General features: G+C 62.0%; 14 protein-coding genes and 2 pseudogenes. 2 read left to right on the top strand and 14 right to left on the bottom strand.

From position 1 onward, the window contains the following. Positions 1-255 (top strand): annotated as a pseudogene (locus ACWDUN_RS27305) (hypothetical protein); the annotation flags it as partial. An 88-nt stretch (positions 256-343) separates the two neighbouring features. Here the strand turns inward: ACWDUN_RS27305 and ACWDUN_RS27300 are convergent. The 7 genes and pseudogenes from ACWDUN_RS27300 to ACWDUN_RS27270 all read right to left on the bottom strand — a co-directional run bounded on the left by ACWDUN_RS27300 (position 344) and on the right by ACWDUN_RS27270 (position 8,576). Continuing rightward, positions 344-1,849, bottom strand: a complete 1,506-nt coding sequence (locus ACWDUN_RS27300; RefSeq protein ID WP_449933640.1) for a UvrD-helicase domain-containing protein — start codon at positions 1,847-1,849, stop codon at positions 344-346. 18 nt (positions 1,850-1,867) lie between these two features. After that, positions 1,868-3,367 (bottom strand): ATP-dependent nuclease, encoded by a 1,500-nt coding sequence (locus ACWDUN_RS27295; RefSeq protein WP_449933638.1) that lies wholly within the window; start codon positions 3,365-3,367, stop codon positions 1,868-1,870. 351 nt (positions 3,368-3,718) lie between these two features. Further along, complete coding sequence (locus ACWDUN_RS27290) at positions 3,719-4,303, bottom strand: TIGR02391 family protein (protein WP_449933653.1); 585 nt, start codon at positions 4,301-4,303, stop codon at positions 3,719-3,721. Positions 4,304-4,863: 560 nt separating this feature from the next. After that, the gene (locus tag ACWDUN_RS27285; protein WP_449933636.1) at positions 4,864-5,148 is read right to left on the bottom strand and encodes a hypothetical protein; all 285 of its coding nucleotides are present in this window, start codon (positions 5,146-5,148) and stop codon (positions 4,864-4,866) included. Between the two features lie 91 nt (positions 5,149-5,239). Further along, positions 5,240-6,783 (bottom strand): annotated as a pseudogene (locus ACWDUN_RS27280) (ATP-binding protein); the annotation flags it as partial. Positions 6,784-6,888: 105 nt separating this feature from the next. Continuing rightward, complete coding sequence (locus ACWDUN_RS27275) at positions 6,889-7,689, bottom strand: HpcH/HpaI aldolase/citrate lyase family protein (RefSeq protein ID WP_449933634.1); 801 nt, start codon at positions 7,687-7,689, stop codon at positions 6,889-6,891. A 14-nt stretch (positions 7,690-7,703) separates the two neighbouring features. Then, positions 7,704-8,576 carry an FAS1-like dehydratase domain-containing protein gene (locus tag ACWDUN_RS27270; protein WP_449933632.1) on the bottom strand — a complete coding sequence of 291 codons (873 nt, stop codon included), beginning with the start codon at positions 8,574-8,576 and terminating at the stop codon, positions 7,704-7,706. A 607-nt stretch (positions 8,577-9,183) separates the two neighbouring features. On the opposite strand from ACWDUN_RS27270, the gene ACWDUN_RS27265 reads away from it, so the two are divergent. Next, positions 9,184-9,963, top strand: a complete 780-nt coding sequence (locus tag ACWDUN_RS27265) for a GntR family transcriptional regulator (protein WP_449933630.1) — start codon at positions 9,184-9,186, stop codon at positions 9,961-9,963. 96 nt (positions 9,964-10,059) lie between these two features. Here the strand turns inward: ACWDUN_RS27265 and ACWDUN_RS27260 are convergent, their stop codons facing one another. The 7 genes from ACWDUN_RS27260 to ACWDUN_RS27230 form a co-directional block, all read right to left on the bottom strand. After that, positions 10,060-10,521, bottom strand: coding sequence for an ester cyclase (locus ACWDUN_RS27260; protein WP_449933628.1), 462 nt, complete (start codon positions 10,519-10,521; stop codon positions 10,060-10,062). Between the two features lie 95 nt (positions 10,522-10,616). Next, positions 10,617-11,543, bottom strand: coding sequence for an NADP-dependent oxidoreductase (locus ACWDUN_RS27255; RefSeq protein ID WP_449933626.1), 927 nt, complete (start codon positions 11,541-11,543; stop codon positions 10,617-10,619). After that, positions 11,543-12,139, bottom strand: a complete 597-nt coding sequence (locus ACWDUN_RS27250; protein WP_449933624.1) for a dinucleotide-binding protein — start codon at positions 12,137-12,139, stop codon at positions 11,543-11,545. Before ACWDUN_RS27250 ends, ACWDUN_RS27255 begins: the two co-directional genes overlap by 1 nt. Positions 12,140-12,167: 28 nt before the next feature. Next, the gene (locus tag ACWDUN_RS27245; protein WP_449933622.1) at positions 12,168-13,094 is read right to left on the bottom strand and encodes a DUF7064 domain-containing protein; all 927 of its coding nucleotides are present in this window, start codon (positions 13,092-13,094) and stop codon (positions 12,168-12,170) included. Further along, entirely contained in the window at positions 13,094-14,089 is a 996-nt protein-coding gene (locus tag ACWDUN_RS27240; protein WP_449933620.1) for an ABC transporter permease, read from the bottom strand. Before ACWDUN_RS27240 ends, ACWDUN_RS27245 begins: the two co-directional genes overlap by 1 nt. After that, complete coding sequence (locus ACWDUN_RS27235; RefSeq protein WP_449933618.1) at positions 14,086-15,594, bottom strand: sugar ABC transporter ATP-binding protein; 1,509 nt, start codon at positions 15,592-15,594, stop codon at positions 14,086-14,088. The genes ACWDUN_RS27240 and ACWDUN_RS27235 overlap by 4 nt, the downstream gene beginning before the upstream one ends. Further along, a complete protein-coding gene (locus ACWDUN_RS27230; RefSeq protein ID WP_449933617.1) occupies positions 15,591-16,115 on the bottom strand; it encodes a hypothetical protein in 525 nt (174 codons plus the stop codon). Before ACWDUN_RS27230 ends, ACWDUN_RS27235 begins: the two co-directional genes overlap by 4 nt. Between the last annotated feature and the right edge of the window lie 55 nt (positions 16,116-16,170).

Below are 16,170 nucleotides of genomic sequence, written 5' to 3'. Positions count from 1 at the left end.
CTTGTTCGATGCCATGTCGTTGTCGATTCTTCCTTGCCCGGAGACCGGGCAACAGAGTCCCACAACGACTGGACCACTACGACGGGCTCACCTCACACCGAGCAGGCAGCCATAATACTGCGGAAGCAAGGTAATCTGGCGGCGGAAATTGCGCTTCTGGAACGCTTTCTCGGCGCTTGTCCCAACGACCGGCCGCAAGTGAGCATTGCCGAGCGCCTTGTGAATGCACGCGCCAAACTAGACCGGAGCAAGTAGTGATTCACGCCCGCGGGAGCCCTACACCTTCAGCACCCGCGGATCCTTGCCGCGATGTCGCGGCTGAAAGCGGTAGTCCATTTACTGCTTAGGGCTGATCAAACAGTGTGGCCGCAGCGGACAGCCGGCCGCACTTGGTTATCGCTCTCGTAATCGCAACGTAGAGCACACAGTGGTCGTCCTCCAGCTCTTCGAGACCAGATGCGAGGAGATCTGCTTCGTTGTCGGTGAGATAGACACCGACTCGGGGCCACTCTCCACCTTTCGCCTGGTGGACAGTCAGCCCAGGGATCAAGTCCGGTTCAAGCAGTCGCACTCGCAGCGCCGAAAGCTCTTCAAAGCGGAATGCTTCCTGATTCGGCTTCAATCGCGACGGCTTCCTCCTCCTGCCGAAGCCCCTGGCTGCCGTGCGAAGTCGGTCAAGCACCACGTCTGCGTCCTCCCCTGCCACCAGGTCATCGAGCAGTGGAACCATGCAGGTCTGCTGTACTTCAGGCACTTCGGACGCATCAAGACCTAACTGCACAAGTGCAGCTGCCCGACCGAACGAATGCCGCTCAAGTCGAGACCATGTCACTGTGTCCAACAGGAGGTTGAGAACGGCATCGGTAGCGTTTGATATTGATCGGAAAGCCAGCGGAAGCACGTTGGGGCCGGCCAACCACAGGTCTTTCCATTGGCGCGCCAGTGCAACATCAACGTCACGGCTTTGGATTTGTGGGAGCGTCACGGGCAGACCATCTCGCAGATCTTTGGCGAGTTGCGGCATCTGATCGCCCTTGAATCGGAACGACTGTGACTGCGGGTAGGGTGTGAAACCTTCATCGAGAAGAGAGGACACCTTATCGGGTGTGGCGCCTCGCCAACCATACAAGGCTTGTCTCGGATCACCGACTAGCGAGATTCCCAACGCCCCGGCGACGCCGAGCCGCGCGACGTGAAGGTCCAACTCTGCCGCATCGTAGATCTCATCGATGATGATCTCGCGAAATACATCGGAGAGCCATGTCTTTACGAAGTCAACGGCGTGCTGGGCGGCGAAGGCATCTGAGAGAACGCTCCTTACATCGTCATGACTGCAGAAACCGGACTCAAGTATTGCATTGTGCTGAGCGACGTTTCCGATCCCGGACGTGGGAACCTGCACTCGCGTGCCTTTGGATACAACTGTTCCACCTCCTCTGAGCTTCGCGATGCGCCGGTAACTGCCTGCCAGCAGCCAGCGGTGCCCCTTGAATCCCCGATAGTCGTCGACGACCTCAATTTCCTTCAAAGAGTTCGGCCACTGGATTATTTTTTCGGCCAGGAGGACATGCATAATGTGGACGTGGAGTTGATCGAAGGTCATGACTCTGTGGGGAAACGTCACGCACTGCGAACCCCATCGTCCTTCAATTCGTCGTGACAAGACTCCAGCTGCGGCACGCGTGAAGCTCAAACCCAAGACACCTCGACCATCGCTCCTGCTGTAGCGCAGGTAGCCGAAGCGTTCAGCGGCGATCGTAGTCTTGCCGCTGCCGGGTACGGACACCACGTTGATGAGCTTTTTGGCAGACGCTGCGGCAGTCGCCTGCTCGTCAGTGAGACGGATCATCGTCTTAGTGCCAACGCCTCACACCTCTTGAACGGTTTGGCCGGTCTCATCTTGCGGGTCGCCGTCCCTTAGCCACGTGTACGCCGCCGCTAGGTGCTCGGGAACGTAGACGTCCGCGAGTTGTCGTTGCATCTCGCTGGCCAGGGTCAATGCAAACTTGCCCTTGATCCTGGGTTGCGATGCGAACAACTCATCGATGCCATCTAGGTCGAGTGGATCGGGGACTGAAACATTTAAGCGTTGAAGAGCACGTTCGAAAAGTCCTTCGTTCCCCGAGACCATTGACGGCTCCAACGTCGGGCGTGACCAGAAGAAGCGCGCTGTAGCGGCGTCTAATTGTTGATGCCAGGCCGGCGGTTTCGGATCGGGCAGCGGATCCCCGCGGCGATCGGTATCGGCTATCGCCGCTGCGCGGTGAACAAGCTCGAAGCCCGGTGTTGCAACTAGGCGTATCGGCCATGGACCGACTTTGTGGCCAACGATCACGATGGACAGAGCGTCGATGAAAGCCTGGCGCTCGGGGTCGCCAAGTGCCCAGGCCCTCCCGACAATACGCAGTAGAGCAGCTTCCGTAACACCCTCCACGATGAGAAGGTGATCGGCGAAGAGCGAAGCAGACCGTTCCGCATCAAGGTGTAGCCGCGTTTGATCGAAAAGCGCTTCTCGCACTGTTGGCTTCATCGGTATTGCGTTGAGGGTACGCGCGACGGTACGGCGCTCCTTGTCGAGCCGGATGATGACAAGCTCTGCAGGGTCGCACGCGGCAACTATCTCGCTCGAATGCGTTGTGACGATCACTTGCAAGTCTTTTCGGACGCTTGCAACCTGGCGAAGGTAGCGGATGAGGCCACACTGCAGCTGCGGGTGTAGGTGAGCCTCCGGCTCTTCGATCATGACAGTTGCATGGAAAAGGTCGGGAAAGAACGAATCTTGATCGGCCTCCGCTGCTGTAGCGGCTTCATGCAGTCGCACACGTGCCGCGTCGGCGTCGCCCTCCGCCGTTGGCACGGGTGAATCCGCCGCTTGGGTGAGCCCGTCATCGGCGGCCTCGGTGGGCTCGCGCTCGTCCGCTGGATCGGGTATGCCGGCAAGGGTCACGGCGATGTGGAGCAGATTCACGTAGCCAAGGCTCGACGCCTCGAGACGGCGCCCCGCTTCAGGTGATGGCGTCGTCGCGAGTAGTAGTTCCAGAACACGCGCGAGGTATGTGTCGTCTACTGTTTGAGTTCCGACGAATGGGAAGTGCTCGCTGACCCCCGTGGTGATGGTCGAGAGGTTTTCTGCGATACGTCCCTGCACATCAACGATAAGTTGATGCGCGGTAACGGAATTAAGCATCTCTTCAGCTAGGCTGCGAAGTTCATTGAGCGCTCCGCGTCCGGTGCGTCGAAGCTGCTCTGCTCGCAGGAGTTCGAGCAATACCTGCGCATCGCGCCGCGAAAGCTCGTCCACCGGATTGCGTAGAGCCGGAAGGTACACGAGTCTCACGTTGTCATGTCCCTCTGTTCCGTCGATCACGCTGCCTGCTCTGACTCGGCCGAGAGAGCGTTCGAGGGGGCGCGACCATCGAGGGGCGGCGAATCCAGACTGCTTCAACGCGTTCCCAAGTGCACCCTCGTTCTCCGCGTCATCGTCGAATGAGTACTCGATCGCGACGCTCCTCGGTGGCACTCCGAGCGTGGCAGCGTCCACCTGCGCGGGGCGTGGGAATTTATGCCGATGCGCATGAACAATGGACTCATTGATCGTGGTCTTACCTGCTCCATTCGCTCCGAGCAAAACGCTAAACCGGCCCGTGAATTCGCACGTCAGTGGTGCGGTCGCTGCCGCTCGGTACCCCTGTACATCGACACGCTTCAGATACATACGCTATGTACTCTCCATCCTTCGTAATGAGTCGAGACGCCTGTGCACGTAGGAGAAAAGTGAGTATGCGTCGTAGAAATCTTTAATGCTCTCTGGGTGATCGATGCGCGTTGTGTGGGCTCGCGGGTTACGGAAATGTCCGTGAATGCCTATCAGCAGATTCTTGAAACCACGATGCTCACTAACCTCGGATTCTGTGCTCATCGTATTGATCGACCAAAGTGGTCTCTCGCGGCCGCTCCCGAATACACCGTCGTAAAGAGCGGCGCCGTCTCCCGCAAGGCGTGAGATCCGACGGACTCTGCTCGGAATACTTTTGGCTCCTTCCGTGGTTGCGTGGAACAGCGACTTGGCGATCAACTCTTCGTCGCAGTAGTTCAACAGCTCTGCGTGGACGTGACGCCTCCGCAGTTCTGTTTGGAGGCGACCAGCTAGGGCCGCAGCCTCCCGAAGCGTCGATGCGCCCTTAGCTGGCCCAAGTTTGCCTTGCTCATTAACACATCGGTCGTGGAATACAAGGAATTCATTAAGTTGATCGCGAAGATCGTCGAATCTCTGCGGGTTGCCGACAAATCGGTCAGGACTCATCGCGCGTGCTAGGAAAGCGCTGACAACGTTTCCTGCGTGTTGGCGATGCTGAGACTCCATTAAGGCTGAAAATAGCGATTGGCGTTTATTGAGCGCGCTGTCTCGGGGCAGAGCACGTACGGATTGTAGTAAGTGATCGATCTCGGAACCCGTAAGGCCTGGCGGGCCTGTCTGCGCCAGTATGTCGCACATGCCGCGAACGAACCGGTCAGAGAACACCGGGATCCGGTGCACCGCGCTCTCGTCTGGCACGTCAACCTCCCCCGGACGAGAGGCTACCTTGACAAAGGTTCAGTGAACTGAAGGAAACGCGCATCCACGATTGGCTCCGTGAAAGCAGACTGTTGCCGCCAGGCAACTACCATTCAGCGGCAGTCGAGGCCTACCTCGCCAAGCAGCGGCAGCGCGAGCGCTGATCGCGGAGGTCTGTCGGTTCAGTTTTCCGCGGAAAACTGAGCTCCTCGCTGGACCCAATAGGCAGAGCCGTGCCTACGATCGATAGTCGCTTCGTCGCCTACCGCCCGGCTGATCAGCCGTCACCGGTAAGCCGCGCAGGCACTTCAGTGCGGAACCTCGTCCAAGCCGTTCATCGCGAGAGTCTGCGTCATCGCGGCGACGACGCGATCGGCGGGCCAGTCGTCGGGCGCGGAGATCAGGGTTCCGCCGGCCAGCTCGCTGACCGACAGACCTTCCGCGGACTGGGTGATGGTGCCGACTTCGGTGCTGATCCAGGTGCGGTAGCCGATGCCGATCTTCCAATTGCCGCGCCGCGCTGCGCTATTGGTGGCGGCGTCGGTGAGTTTCAGTGTCGCCGGCTGCCAGGTGGAGGCGACGGCGGCACACAATGCGTCAGCGGCTTGGCTTGTAAAGGTTTCCGGAATCGACTCGCGGACATCCACGTTGAGGTAGTGCCCTGGCGCTCGCCCCCCAACTGTGCTTGGCAAAACCCTCGGGGCCGAGTTCAACCAGCTTGTTCTTCGAGCCCGGCGGTGGCTCCACGGAAAGATCACAGGTGGGCAGCTTGTCCTGCGGATACACCCTGATCCGGTCCCGGTGCGGCGAGTTCACCGTGACATCGGCCAGGTAATTGAGGATCTTGGTGCCCCGGTCGGCGCTCGCGCGCGCTGTCAGCAGCGCGGGGTGTTCGTCGATGAAGCTGGTGGTGATGCGCCCTGCCATGAAGTCGGCGTCGTCAAGGACCGCCTGCAGGAATGGGATGTTGGTAGACACACCGCGGATGCGGAATTCGGCAATCGCGCGCCGGGCCCGGCGCACAGCGGTGGCGAAATCGGCGCCGCGGCAGGTCAGTTTGACCAGCATCGAGTCGAAGTGCGCGCTGACGTCGGCGCGACTAGGGCGCCGCCGTCCAGGCGGATGCCCGCACCGCCGGGTGACCTGTAGGTGCTGATCCGGCCGGTGTCGGGACGGAACCCGTTCGTTGGATCTTCGGTGGTGATGCAACACTGCAGTGCCGCGCCGTGAGGGACGATCTTTTCCTGGCTCAGCCCGAGATCGGCCAGCGATTCACCGGCAGCAATCCGCAACTGCGCGGACACCAGATCCACATCGGTGATCTCCTCGGTCACCGTGTGCTCCACCTGGATGCGCGGATTCATTTCGATGAAGACGTGGTTGCCCCGCTCGTCCAGCAGAAACTCGACGGTGCCCGCGAAGGTGTAACCGATCGTTCGGGCGAACGTTACCGCATCCTGACAGATACGTTGCCGCAGAATGGGATCAAGATTGAAGGCGGGCGCGATCTCGATCACCTTTTGGTGGCGACGTTGCAGTGAGCAGTCCCGTTCATAGAGGTGAATGACGTTGCCGTAGGTGTCGGCCAGGATCTGCACCTCGATGTGGCGGGGGTTGATGACGGCCTGCTCCAGAAAAACGGCCGCGTCGCCGAATGCCGACTCTGCTTCCCGGCTGGCGGCTTCGATGGCTTCGCGCAGCGCAGCAGGTTCGGCGACCCGCCGCATTCCTCGGCCGCCGCCACCGGCCACAGCTTTGACGAACACCGGGAACTGCATGGCATGCGCGGCGCGCAGCAGCTCCTCGACATCAACTGAGGGATCTGTGGATGCCAGCACCGGCAGTCCCGCAGCTTTCGCCGCGGCGATGGCCCGTGACTTGTTGCCGGTCAACTCCAGAACATCGGCGTTCGGGCCGACGAAGATGATCCCAGCCGTGTCGCAGGCCGCCGCCAGGTCCGGGTTCTCCGAGAGGAAGCCGTAACCGGGGTAGATTGCATCCGCACCGACGGCCACCGCGGTGGCAACGATCTCAGACACCGACAGATATGCCCGCACCGGATGGCCGACCTCACCGATCTGATAGGACTCGTCAGCCTTGAGCCGGTGCACTGAGTTGCGGTCCTCGAACGGGTACACCGCGACTGTGCCGATGGCCAGCTCGTACGCGGCGCGAAATGCACGAATGGCGATCTCGCCGCGGTTGGCGACGAGGAGCTTGGTGATCACAGATTCTCCTGGGAACGGGTGTATGGACGGTGACTCGCGAGATGATGAAAGCCCGACCTACGCGCAGTGCGAGATCTCACCGAGCGTGATGCCAGCCAAGGCAATTCACCTTGCAGTCAACGAGATGATGTGTTGAGCTCGCAACACCACCGGATGGTCGATCATTGCGCCATTGACGGCGGTGGCTCCGCCGTCACGCGCGGCCGCTGCGAGGACGCTTCGTGCCCAGTCCAATTCGTCCGGTGTTGGTGCCAGTGCCTGGCGGACAGGTCGCAGTTGCGCAGGGTGGATGCACAGCTTGGCACCCATCCCGATACGGCGGGCGTAGGCGGTGTCATCACCGACGCGCTCTAGGTCGGTGATGTTGGTGGTGACACCGTCGATCGGCGGTGCCAGTCGTCCGATCGACGATGCCAGTGCGACCCGTGACCGGGCGTAAAGCAGTGCTTCGCGATCGTCGGGGTCCACCCCGAGCTGTGCGCCAAGATCGATGCTGCCGAAGGCCAGTCGGTGCACGTGAGGATCTGTGGCGAGGGCCACGGCTTGGTCGACGCCGCGGGCAGTCTCGACGAGGGCGATTACGTCGATGTCTGGGTACCGCGCCGCCATTTTCTCAATAGGCCCGCCGTCTTCGGCTTTCGGAAGCATCACCGCGGTGCGGCAGCTAGTCACCATGTCGACGTCCTCGCAATGCCAGGGGGTGTCGCTGCCGTTGATACGCACCATCGCGGGCCCTGCGTGCCTGAGCCATTGCCGGGCGTGTTCACGGGCTGCGGTCTTTTCCTCCTCTGGCACTGCGTCTTCGAGATCGAGGATGACGACATCAGCGCCGGCGCGGGCGGCTTTGTCGAAGCGGTCGGGCCGATTGGCGGGCACGAACAGAAAAGTCTGTGCGCTGGCCAGCATGTCTGACTGCGTCGTCATGCCAACTCGGCCCGCGCGGTGGCGTGTTCGCTTCCGTGGCCTGACACCACTGAGAGCCGAACGAGGTTGCCGTCTGGGTTCCCCTGCACGGCTACCGCGTCGCCGAGGAATACCGGTTTCACCAAACGAAACTCCAAACAGCGGACTGTGCGATCGGGCGCGTTACGTCGAAGAAGTTCGGCCATCTGAAGCGCAAGCAGAGGCCCGTGCACCACGAGCGCGGGAAAGCCCTCTACCCGGGTCGTATAGGCGTGGTCGTAGTGGATGCGGTGAGCATTGGCGGTGAGAGCGCTGAACCGAAAGAGCAGGGGTGCGGTGGTCTCAAGGCGCCGGAACCAGGGCTGCTCTGGCTGGCTCAGCGGCGCAGTGTTCGGCTCGAACTCGGTGGCATTGCCGTCGTCGCTGCGGTAAACCAAGTCTTGTTGCTCGGTCACACATTGCTCGCCGTCTTGCCAATAGACGTGTTCGACCGTGACGAATAGCAGTTCGCCGCTGCGCCCCCGTTTGAGGGCGGTGGCGGAGATGCGCGATTCGCGATCGACGCGTGCGCCGATGCGCAGCGGCGTGTTCACACTGAGCCTGCCGCCGGCAAACATGCGGCGACGGGCGGGGATGGGCGGCAGAAAGTGCCCGCTACGGGGGTGGCCGTCGCTGCCCAGCTCCTGGGTTGCAGGCCATTCGGGGAAGTACGCCCACTGCCACAGGGGCGGCAATTCAGCACCGTCATGGAGGTGTTCGTCGAGATCCAGCGTGGCGGCGAGGTTGTGTGCGCGGGAAGCGTCGATTACATCGGTGGCGCGGGTCGGCTGAGGATCCCAACCGGACACGAAGCTGCCCAGATCGTTGCCAGTACGTGGGGTGCTTGTCATGCCTTGTCTCCGAGGTGTTTCAGGCCGCGGCGGTCACCGAGTTGACCGCGTGAGGCCAGATTCAGCTTCGGCGGCCGAAGCCAACAGGTGAAGGTATGCGCGGGGTGCAGTTGGCGAGCCGTGCAAACGTGGCTGAAAGCAACCCGCCCAAGTTGTACGTACAAGTAGGGACGATATCCCGCGAAAGGCGCCAGCGTCAAACCGGCAACGTTCCCACCAAACCTCCTACCGACCAGTAGTATAGGACGCCAATCATTGGTTCGCTGGCGGCCATTTCCGAACGGAACGACAATGATCAACTCATACGGACAACATGTGGGTACGTGTCCACCGACGTTGCGCCCTTCGCCGTTGATTGTCATGAACTCACGGCGCCGCCGAGCATCCCCGCGGCCAGACGCCGGGAGTCAACTCAGCAACCGTAAGTAGGGTCTGGTCTGACTGTATGGTGTCCGACGAGCGCGTCGTGAGGGCCGGGAAACGCAGGCAGGTGGGGATTCGCGCCGTTGGTGCCCGACATTTCCTAGCGACGGCGGTCCCGGTGACGAGCTGCTCAGCCTCGGTGGTGGGGGATAGGCTGCAGGATTCGAGGGCGTGACCCACGTCCGTGCTCAGGGCGGAAGGAGAAGCAGTGCCAGCGGCCAATCCGGCGCCCTCACCTCGCACTCCGGCATATCGCGAACTCGCGGAGAAATTGCGCGCCGACATCGACGTTGGGGTGTACTCGGTCGGCCACAAGATGCCGTCCGAGAACGTCCTGCAATCCCGATACAACGTCAGCAGGCACACCGTCCGCGAAGCGTTGCACATCCTGCTCAACGACGGTCTGATCTACAAAGTTCAGGGCAGCGGCACCTACGTTGGCGGGCACCGCCACGACGGCAATGACCGCTATATCCGATCTATCGGTTCACTCGACGAGCTGACCGTGTGGCCGAACACCGACACCGAGGTGATCGAACCCTTCACCGTCGTCGTCGAGCCGTCGGTGGCTGCGCGGATGGAACTGCCCTACATCGAGGTGAGCCGGGCAATCGTCCGCCGGCGCTTCGAGCAGCAGCCTTTCGCCCTGACGTATCACTATCTCGCCCCGGAATTGGGATCCCAACTCTCCGCCATCGGCGCACCTGCGCTGGGCGAAGGAACTGTGATCGGCGCTGCAGGGAAATTTCTTACCAAGCCGATCATGGGTGCGCGCCAGGAGATCACTGCCATGATCGCCCAAGAACCCCAAGCGGCATTGATCGGGTGCCGCGCCGGTGATGCGATTCTTCTTATCGAGCGGCTGTACTACGACGCCGAGGGCAAGTACATCGAATTGACCTCATCGCATTTCAATCCGCGCCGCTACACCTACCGGCAAGACGTCCGCAGGCGTGCCACCTGATGTGTCAGCGGCAGCGACGAATGTTGACCGGCCGTTGTCAACCGGACTGTCGCCTTCGCCGAGACGTCGCAGGCCCGCCACCGCATGCGAGGGCGGTCAGGTCGACGGAAGTTGCCCGAGCTGCTGAAGCACCGAGTAGAGGTTTGCGACACCCCAGTGATCGGTGATCTTGCCGTCGCGAACCCGCATAGCGTCCACCGTTTCGAAAGCCACCGGAGTCCCGGTGGGCGCAATGCCGAGAAAGTCGCCCTCGTGCGTTCCGTGATACACCTTGAAGGTTGTCACGATGTCCCCTTGGACTGTCTGCCAATGAATTTCGGGCCGAAAGTCCGGGAACGCCGCCCTCAAACGCTTGTAGAGAACCAGTACGCCCGCCTTGTCTGCGGTCGTCCCCGGCTGCGGTGTGTGATCGACGAAGTTCTCGTCGAACAACTCATCGAAGAGAGCGAAATCGCCCCGGCCCTGCACCTGCTCGGTGTTGCGACGCACCACAGCTTTATGGGCTTCCGCCGCACCGTCCTGAGTGTTGGCCTGTGCATGCTGGTCGTGTTGTGCCATCTTCGTACTCACCTTCTGTCGTGGTTGAGAGAATGCTCGTGCTGCGAGCATTCCGGTGTCGCCTGGATTGGCGTCGCCGCGGGATGGGGCTCGGCTCACGCCTTCATCCGAAGTACCCGTTTGCCGGTCACTCGCCGGGTTCCGACGTCGCGGTAGGCCTGCCGGACATGGTCGGTAGTGAACTGATACACCTCGGCGATCGGCACCGTGATGTCGCCACGGGCGACCAGCTCGGCCAGGGCGGACCACACCTGCGCAGTGTCGGCCTGTTCCTGAGCCTCGGAGTGCACGCCGTAGCGGCGCACCGCGTCGTGGTCGATCAGGGTGTTGATGCGGTGAGGGTCGACTCCCAGATCGACCGCCATCGCGACGTTGCCGCCGCCGAAAGTATCGATGAAGCTGTCGATGCCACCAGGGGCAAGCACGCGAAGCTGACGTGCCAGGTCCGGTCCATACTGCACCGGACGGATACCCAACGCCGCCAGCCGCTCGAAATTGTCTGCACTGCACGTCCCTATCACGTCCGCACCCCGCAGTTTGGCGAGCTGGCACGCATAGATCCCGACACCACCGGCGGCCGCGGACACCACGACAGTCTCGCCTGCCTGCGGGTCGACCGCCGACACCGACGCCCAGGCGGTGGCGCCCGCTCCGGCGACAGTGGCGGCTACTTCCCATGAGAGAGCAGTGGGCTTGAGGGCTACCCGTTGCGCGCCCAGTGCGACATATTCCGCCTGCGCGCGGCGAGGGGAGAATCCGAGCACCTCGTCACCGACCTTCAGATAGGTGTCGCCCCCTCCTAATGCGACCACCCGCCCGGCGAAGTCATTTCCCTGGCCTTCCGGAAAGAGCGCCGGCCACCTGTCCGCGTAGCGTCCTTCGCGGATGCCGATCTCACCGGGGTTGGTGGCGGCGGCGACTACCTCGACCAGGACCTCTGCGAACGCCGGCACCGGGCGGGCAACGTCTGTCACCTCGAGTACCTCTGGGCCGCCGTAGCGGGTGAATCTGACTGCTTTCATCACAGCTGCCCGGGTGGCGCGTAACGGTAGAAGTGCGGACCCAGCTGGGCAGCCAATGCTCGGGTCAGCCCGGCACTGTCCTCCAATAGCCGGGCGCCTGGGTCCAGTGGGCCGACATACGCTGGTGCGAAACCGGCGTCGACACTGAGTGTCTCGGCGTAGCGGCGCGCATCGTCGTCGGCGGCGTACAGATTGCTCGGTGGGACCCGCTGCCGGCCGATCTCTGGGTAGGCACTGGCAAAGTTGGTCGAAAATGCCTTCGCGGTGGGTCCGCCGATGATCGACTGAATATGATGCGACAACGAGCGGAAGTCGTCGTGACGGTCTGTGTATATGTTGCAGGCGTCGATGGTCGGCTGACCGGCCAGACCGCTGATCGAATCAAGAGCTTCCCCGATGTGGGCGGCCGCAACCGCGACGACGATCACGTCTGCAGAGCCCGCGTCACCACCGTCACGCCCCAGCAAGCTCACCTGGTGGCCCCGATCACTCCACAGCCGACCCAGTCCACTACCCACGTTGCCTCGCCCGATCACCGTCACCCTCATGGAGTGTCCTTTCTGTACAGAGTTTGAAAAGTACACCGGTGCGATCACGGTGTAGCACTGGACTCGGCCGGCACTGTCAGCCGATGTTGTTTGCGTGCAGCATGTCTTGGCAATCTCCGTAACCCACTCGGCCGTTCGGCAACGTCCACCGCATGAAGGTCAGGTTGGCGTGCAGCATCGGCCAGTAGGGCACGGGCAGGCTGCTCACCGCGGTGCCCTGCAGCAGCCAGATCTCATCGTGGTGGTCCCGCAATTCGATCGTGATTGTCACGGGGTGGTCGGGAAAACCGTGGGCGTACTGCGTGACCTGACGCACCGATCGGAGCTGCCGCAGCTGACCGTCAACGGCGACGTAACCCCATTGCAGTGCCTGAACGGACATCTCGGTGGTGTCCTCGGCGACGATGAGGAAGGCGAGGTCCTCCCCGAAGATCGGGGCTGACCAGGTGTGCCTACGGAAAGGCGCGTCTTCACCGCGGGTGACCTGAAAGGACCGATTCCGGGTGAAGTACCCGGCGACGGTGTGCTCACGCCCGTTTAGTCGCAGCGAACCGGATGTGCGCATCGGCTGGGTGAAGTTCCCTCCTCCAGGTTTTCCGGCTGGTTCTGCAATTGCATCCCACTGAACGGCGAACTCGACATCGGTTGTAGGAGAGCAATATTCAACGGAGATTCGGCGAAACGGCTCGATTACTGTGACGTGGACGCCGGTGGGATAGCGGACATCGTCGAGGTTGGACTGTGGACACGGTAAGTAATTGCGATAATCGAGATGGTCTGCCTCGCCCATCCAGCGGGCGAATGTCGACCAAATCGCCACGCCGCCACTGAGCACTCCCGGTTGGGGATGTATCCAGTGATAGATCAGGCAGTCGATGCCGGCGTCGGGTACCGAGAAGCCGAAGTATGAAGTCTCGGTGGCCGTATGTCCTTCGGCGGAGGGCCCGAGTAGTTCGGCATCGAGCGGGACGGGCGAGAACTCGTTGAGGTCAGCGGCGGCCATCAACGGGCCACCCGCCGGGCCCAAGCGTCGACACCGATGGCGAGCAGCAACACCAGACCTGTCGCGATCTGCTGGTAGAGCGGTTCGACGCCGAGCAGGTTGAAGCCGTTCTGCAGCAGTGCCAACAGGGCCACTCCGGCCACGGTGCGCCAAACCGCACCTTCGCCACCAGCCATGGAATTGCCACCGATCAGCATGGCAGTCCACACGTTGTACGCCATGGCAGTGCCCGAGGACGTCCCGGCGCTCATGCTGCCACTGCTGACGAGTACCGCGCTTATACCAGCAGTCATACCTGCAAATACAAAGGCGAACAGACGAACTGGTCGAGTGCGGATGCCGGCGAGGCGCGCCGCCTCCTCATTACCTCCGGTGGCATAGAGATACCGCCCGGTGGTCGTTTTGCTGAAGATGAACCACGTCGCCACCACAACGGCCAAAAAGCACCACACCGGTACCGTGACGCCCAAGGGCCTGGCCAGCGCAAACGCATAATCGGGGTCGGTCGCGATCTGTACGGTTCCGCCCGTCACCGCGACAGCAGCACCACCGAAGACGATGGAGGTGGCCAGCGTCGCGACGAAGACATTCATGCGCCCGTATGTACCAAGGACGCCGTTGATCGCCCCCAGCACCGTCCCGGTCACGATGCCGGCGACTATGCCCAAAGGCACCGATCCGGCTGCTGCGACGGTGACCGCGGCAATACCGGCCACGACATACATCGCGCCGGTAGACAGATCGAAGCCCGCGGTCAGCAGGATGGCAGATGCGCCGAGTGCCATGATGCCGACCGGTGCCCATTGGGTCGCAACGTTCATCAGGTTCGGCAGTGACAGAAAGGCCGGCGAGGTGAGCGCCAACGCCAGGAACAGGGCGACCACGGCGCCGAGGACGCCCAGGTCACGTACTTGGCCGAAATGTATTCCCCGGGAGCGTCTTTGCGTGTCCGGGACGGGTTCTGAGCGGCTGTGTTGAAGAGCATCGCTGGTCATCGTGAATCTTTCGTCGGAGTGCCGAATGCGGCGGTGAGTATCTGTTCATGGGTAGGCGAAGTCAGCTCGGCAGCGATGCGGCCGCGGTTCATTACCAGAACGCGGTGCGACATGCCGATGACTTCATCGAGATCGCTGGAGATCAGGAGGATGGCGCAGCCCTGCTTGGCCAGGTCGCACAGGATGTCGTAGAGGACACGCCGAGACCCGATATCGACGCCACGCGTGGGCTCGTCGACGATGAGAGCCGCGGGGTGGCGGGCGATCCAACGTCCGACGATCGCTTTTTGCTGGTTGCCGCCGGAGAGATGGCGGATACGTTGCGCGGGATTGGGAGGGTGAACAGCGCACCGCCGCATCGTGTCGTTGACCAAAGCATGCGCGCGCTTTCGGCGTATCACCCCCCACCGGCTGACAAGGTCCAGCGAGGTCATCGAGATGTTGTCTGCCGTACTCCACATCGGCACGATGCCTTCGTCGCGACGGTTCTCGGATACGAATGCGATCCCCGCGGACACCGCAGCCCGGATTGATCCTGGACGGAGATCTTGGTGCCGTACTTGGACGGTGCCACGGTGCGGGCGGTCTGCACCGAATACCGCACGGGCCAGTTCGGTGCGGCCACTTCCGGCGAGTCCTGCCAGGCCTACGATTTCGCCGCTGCGCACGTGAAAGGTGCAGTCGGAAATTGCTCCGGCACGGGAAAGCCCGGCTACTTCGAGCACTGTAGGTGCCTCCGGTGAAGGAGATTGGCGAGCGGGAAAGGCGGCGTCCAGTGGACGCCCCAGCATGCCGGTGATCAGCGATTGCGAGGACTCTGCGGAGGTGGCGGCAGTCCGCACTCGGCGTCCGTCGCGCAGGATCGTCACAGTGTCTGCCACTCGCAGGACTTCATCTAGGAAGTGTGAGATGAACAAGATGGTGACACCGCGATCGCGCAGCGTGCCCAGCAACTGGTGGAACCGGGAGGTCTCCTCAAGGCCGAGCGCGGCGGTCGGCTCGTCGAGAATGATGAATGTCGATCCCCGCGCCAGTGCTCGCAGTATCTCAACTTTCTGTTGCTCAGCAAGGGTCATATCGCCGACCCGCATCCGCTCTGGAACGTGAAGTCCGGTCTGACCCACGAGCTCAACAAAACGTGATTCCACGGCCTGCCGACGGACGACGCCCAGGGTGTGCGCCTCATGTCCGAGCATCACGTTTTCGGACGCTGTCATAGACGGCACCAGCGAGATCTCCTGGTGGACGTAGGCGATGCCATGTTCGAGGCCTCCTCTGGGCGTTCTGTAATGCACCCGTGTGCCGTTGACCGCGATGTCGCCTTGATCGCGAAGGGTGCTGCCAGCCAGTATTTTCCCGAGTGTCGACTTGCCTGCACCGTTCTCACCGACCAAAGCGTGGATGGTCGCTGGCAAGATGTCGAGGTCCACCGCGTCGAGCACCGTCGTGGTGCCAAACGTCTTGGTCAAGCCACGGATCGCGACGTGCGGATCGGCGCCGCTCATCGTCTGATCCGGTCACAGGTGATCGCCAACATCTCGGCGTGTTCGAATGTGCCGTCGAGCACGACATCTGCGCGCGAGCTGGGCTGCTCGCGCGCAATGTAATCCGACTCGTGAGTGATGCATTGCTGACGGTGGGGCGCGTACGTGGGCCAATCCCAGCGCTGTTCGACTCTGCGCTGACAGATCGGCAGCGGCACGTCGACCCAGACCGATGCCGCGAGATAAGGACGAACATGGCGGGCGCCGGCTCCAACGCCTTCGATGACGAGGCGGTTTGTCCAACTCACATCCCGCGCTCCCTGGTATTCGAGCGTTTCCCAATTCATGACCGGATATCGCCCGTTGAGACCGTGAGCCAACGGTTCCAGGACGCACTCAACGATGAGTTCTGGGCCCGGTTCCATAGCCTCCCATCCAGGTAACAAGTCATCGAAGTGAACCAGGTCGGCACCGGCTTCCCGCGCCAACCGCTCGCCGATCGTCGATTTCCCGGAGCCCGAGCGGCCGTCGACAGCTACCACCCGAACTGCGCCTGCCAACTCGCCAGGCGGGTGGGCGAATAGCCGTACTGCCAGG

Source organism: Mycobacterium sp. NPDC003323 (assembly GCF_053589535.1).
Note: the sequence above shows the minus strand (reverse complement) of the source record. Positions and strands in the feature narration are given on the sequence as shown.

Bases quoted from the DNA above. Each gene is read 5' to 3' on its own strand.
- ACWDUN_RS27270 (WP_449933632.1), bottom strand. From the start codon at position 8,576: ATGACAAGCACCCCACGTACTGGCAACGATCTGGGCAGCTTCGTGTCC.
- ACWDUN_RS27260 (WP_449933628.1), bottom strand. From the start codon at position 10,521: ATGGCACAACACGACCAGCATGCACAGGCCAACACTCAGGACGGTGCG.
- ACWDUN_RS27240 (WP_449933620.1), bottom strand. From the start codon at position 14,089: ATGACCAGCGATGCTCTTCAACACAGCCGCTCAGAACCCGTCCCGGAC.
- ACWDUN_RS27290 (WP_449933653.1), bottom strand. From the start codon at position 4,303: ATGAGTCCTGACCGATTTGTCGGCAACCCGCAGAGATTCGACGATCTT.
- ACWDUN_RS27235 (WP_449933618.1), bottom strand. From the start codon at position 15,594: ATGAGCGGCGCCGATCCGCACGTCGCGATCCGTGGCTTGACCAAGACG.
- ACWDUN_RS27255 (WP_449933626.1), bottom strand. From the start codon at position 11,543: ATGAAAGCAGTCAGATTCACCCGCTACGGCGGCCCAGAGGTACTCGAG.
- ACWDUN_RS27300 (WP_449933640.1), bottom strand. From the start codon at position 1,849: ATGATCCGTCTCACTGACGAGCAGGCGACTGCCGCAGCGTCTGCCAAA.
- ACWDUN_RS27275 (WP_449933634.1), bottom strand. From the start codon at position 7,689: ATGCTGGCCAGCGCACAGACTTTTCTGTTCGTGCCCGCCAATCGGCCC.
- ACWDUN_RS27245 (WP_449933622.1), bottom strand. From the start codon at position 13,094: ATGGCCGCCGCTGACCTCAACGAGTTCTCGCCCGTCCCGCTCGATGCC.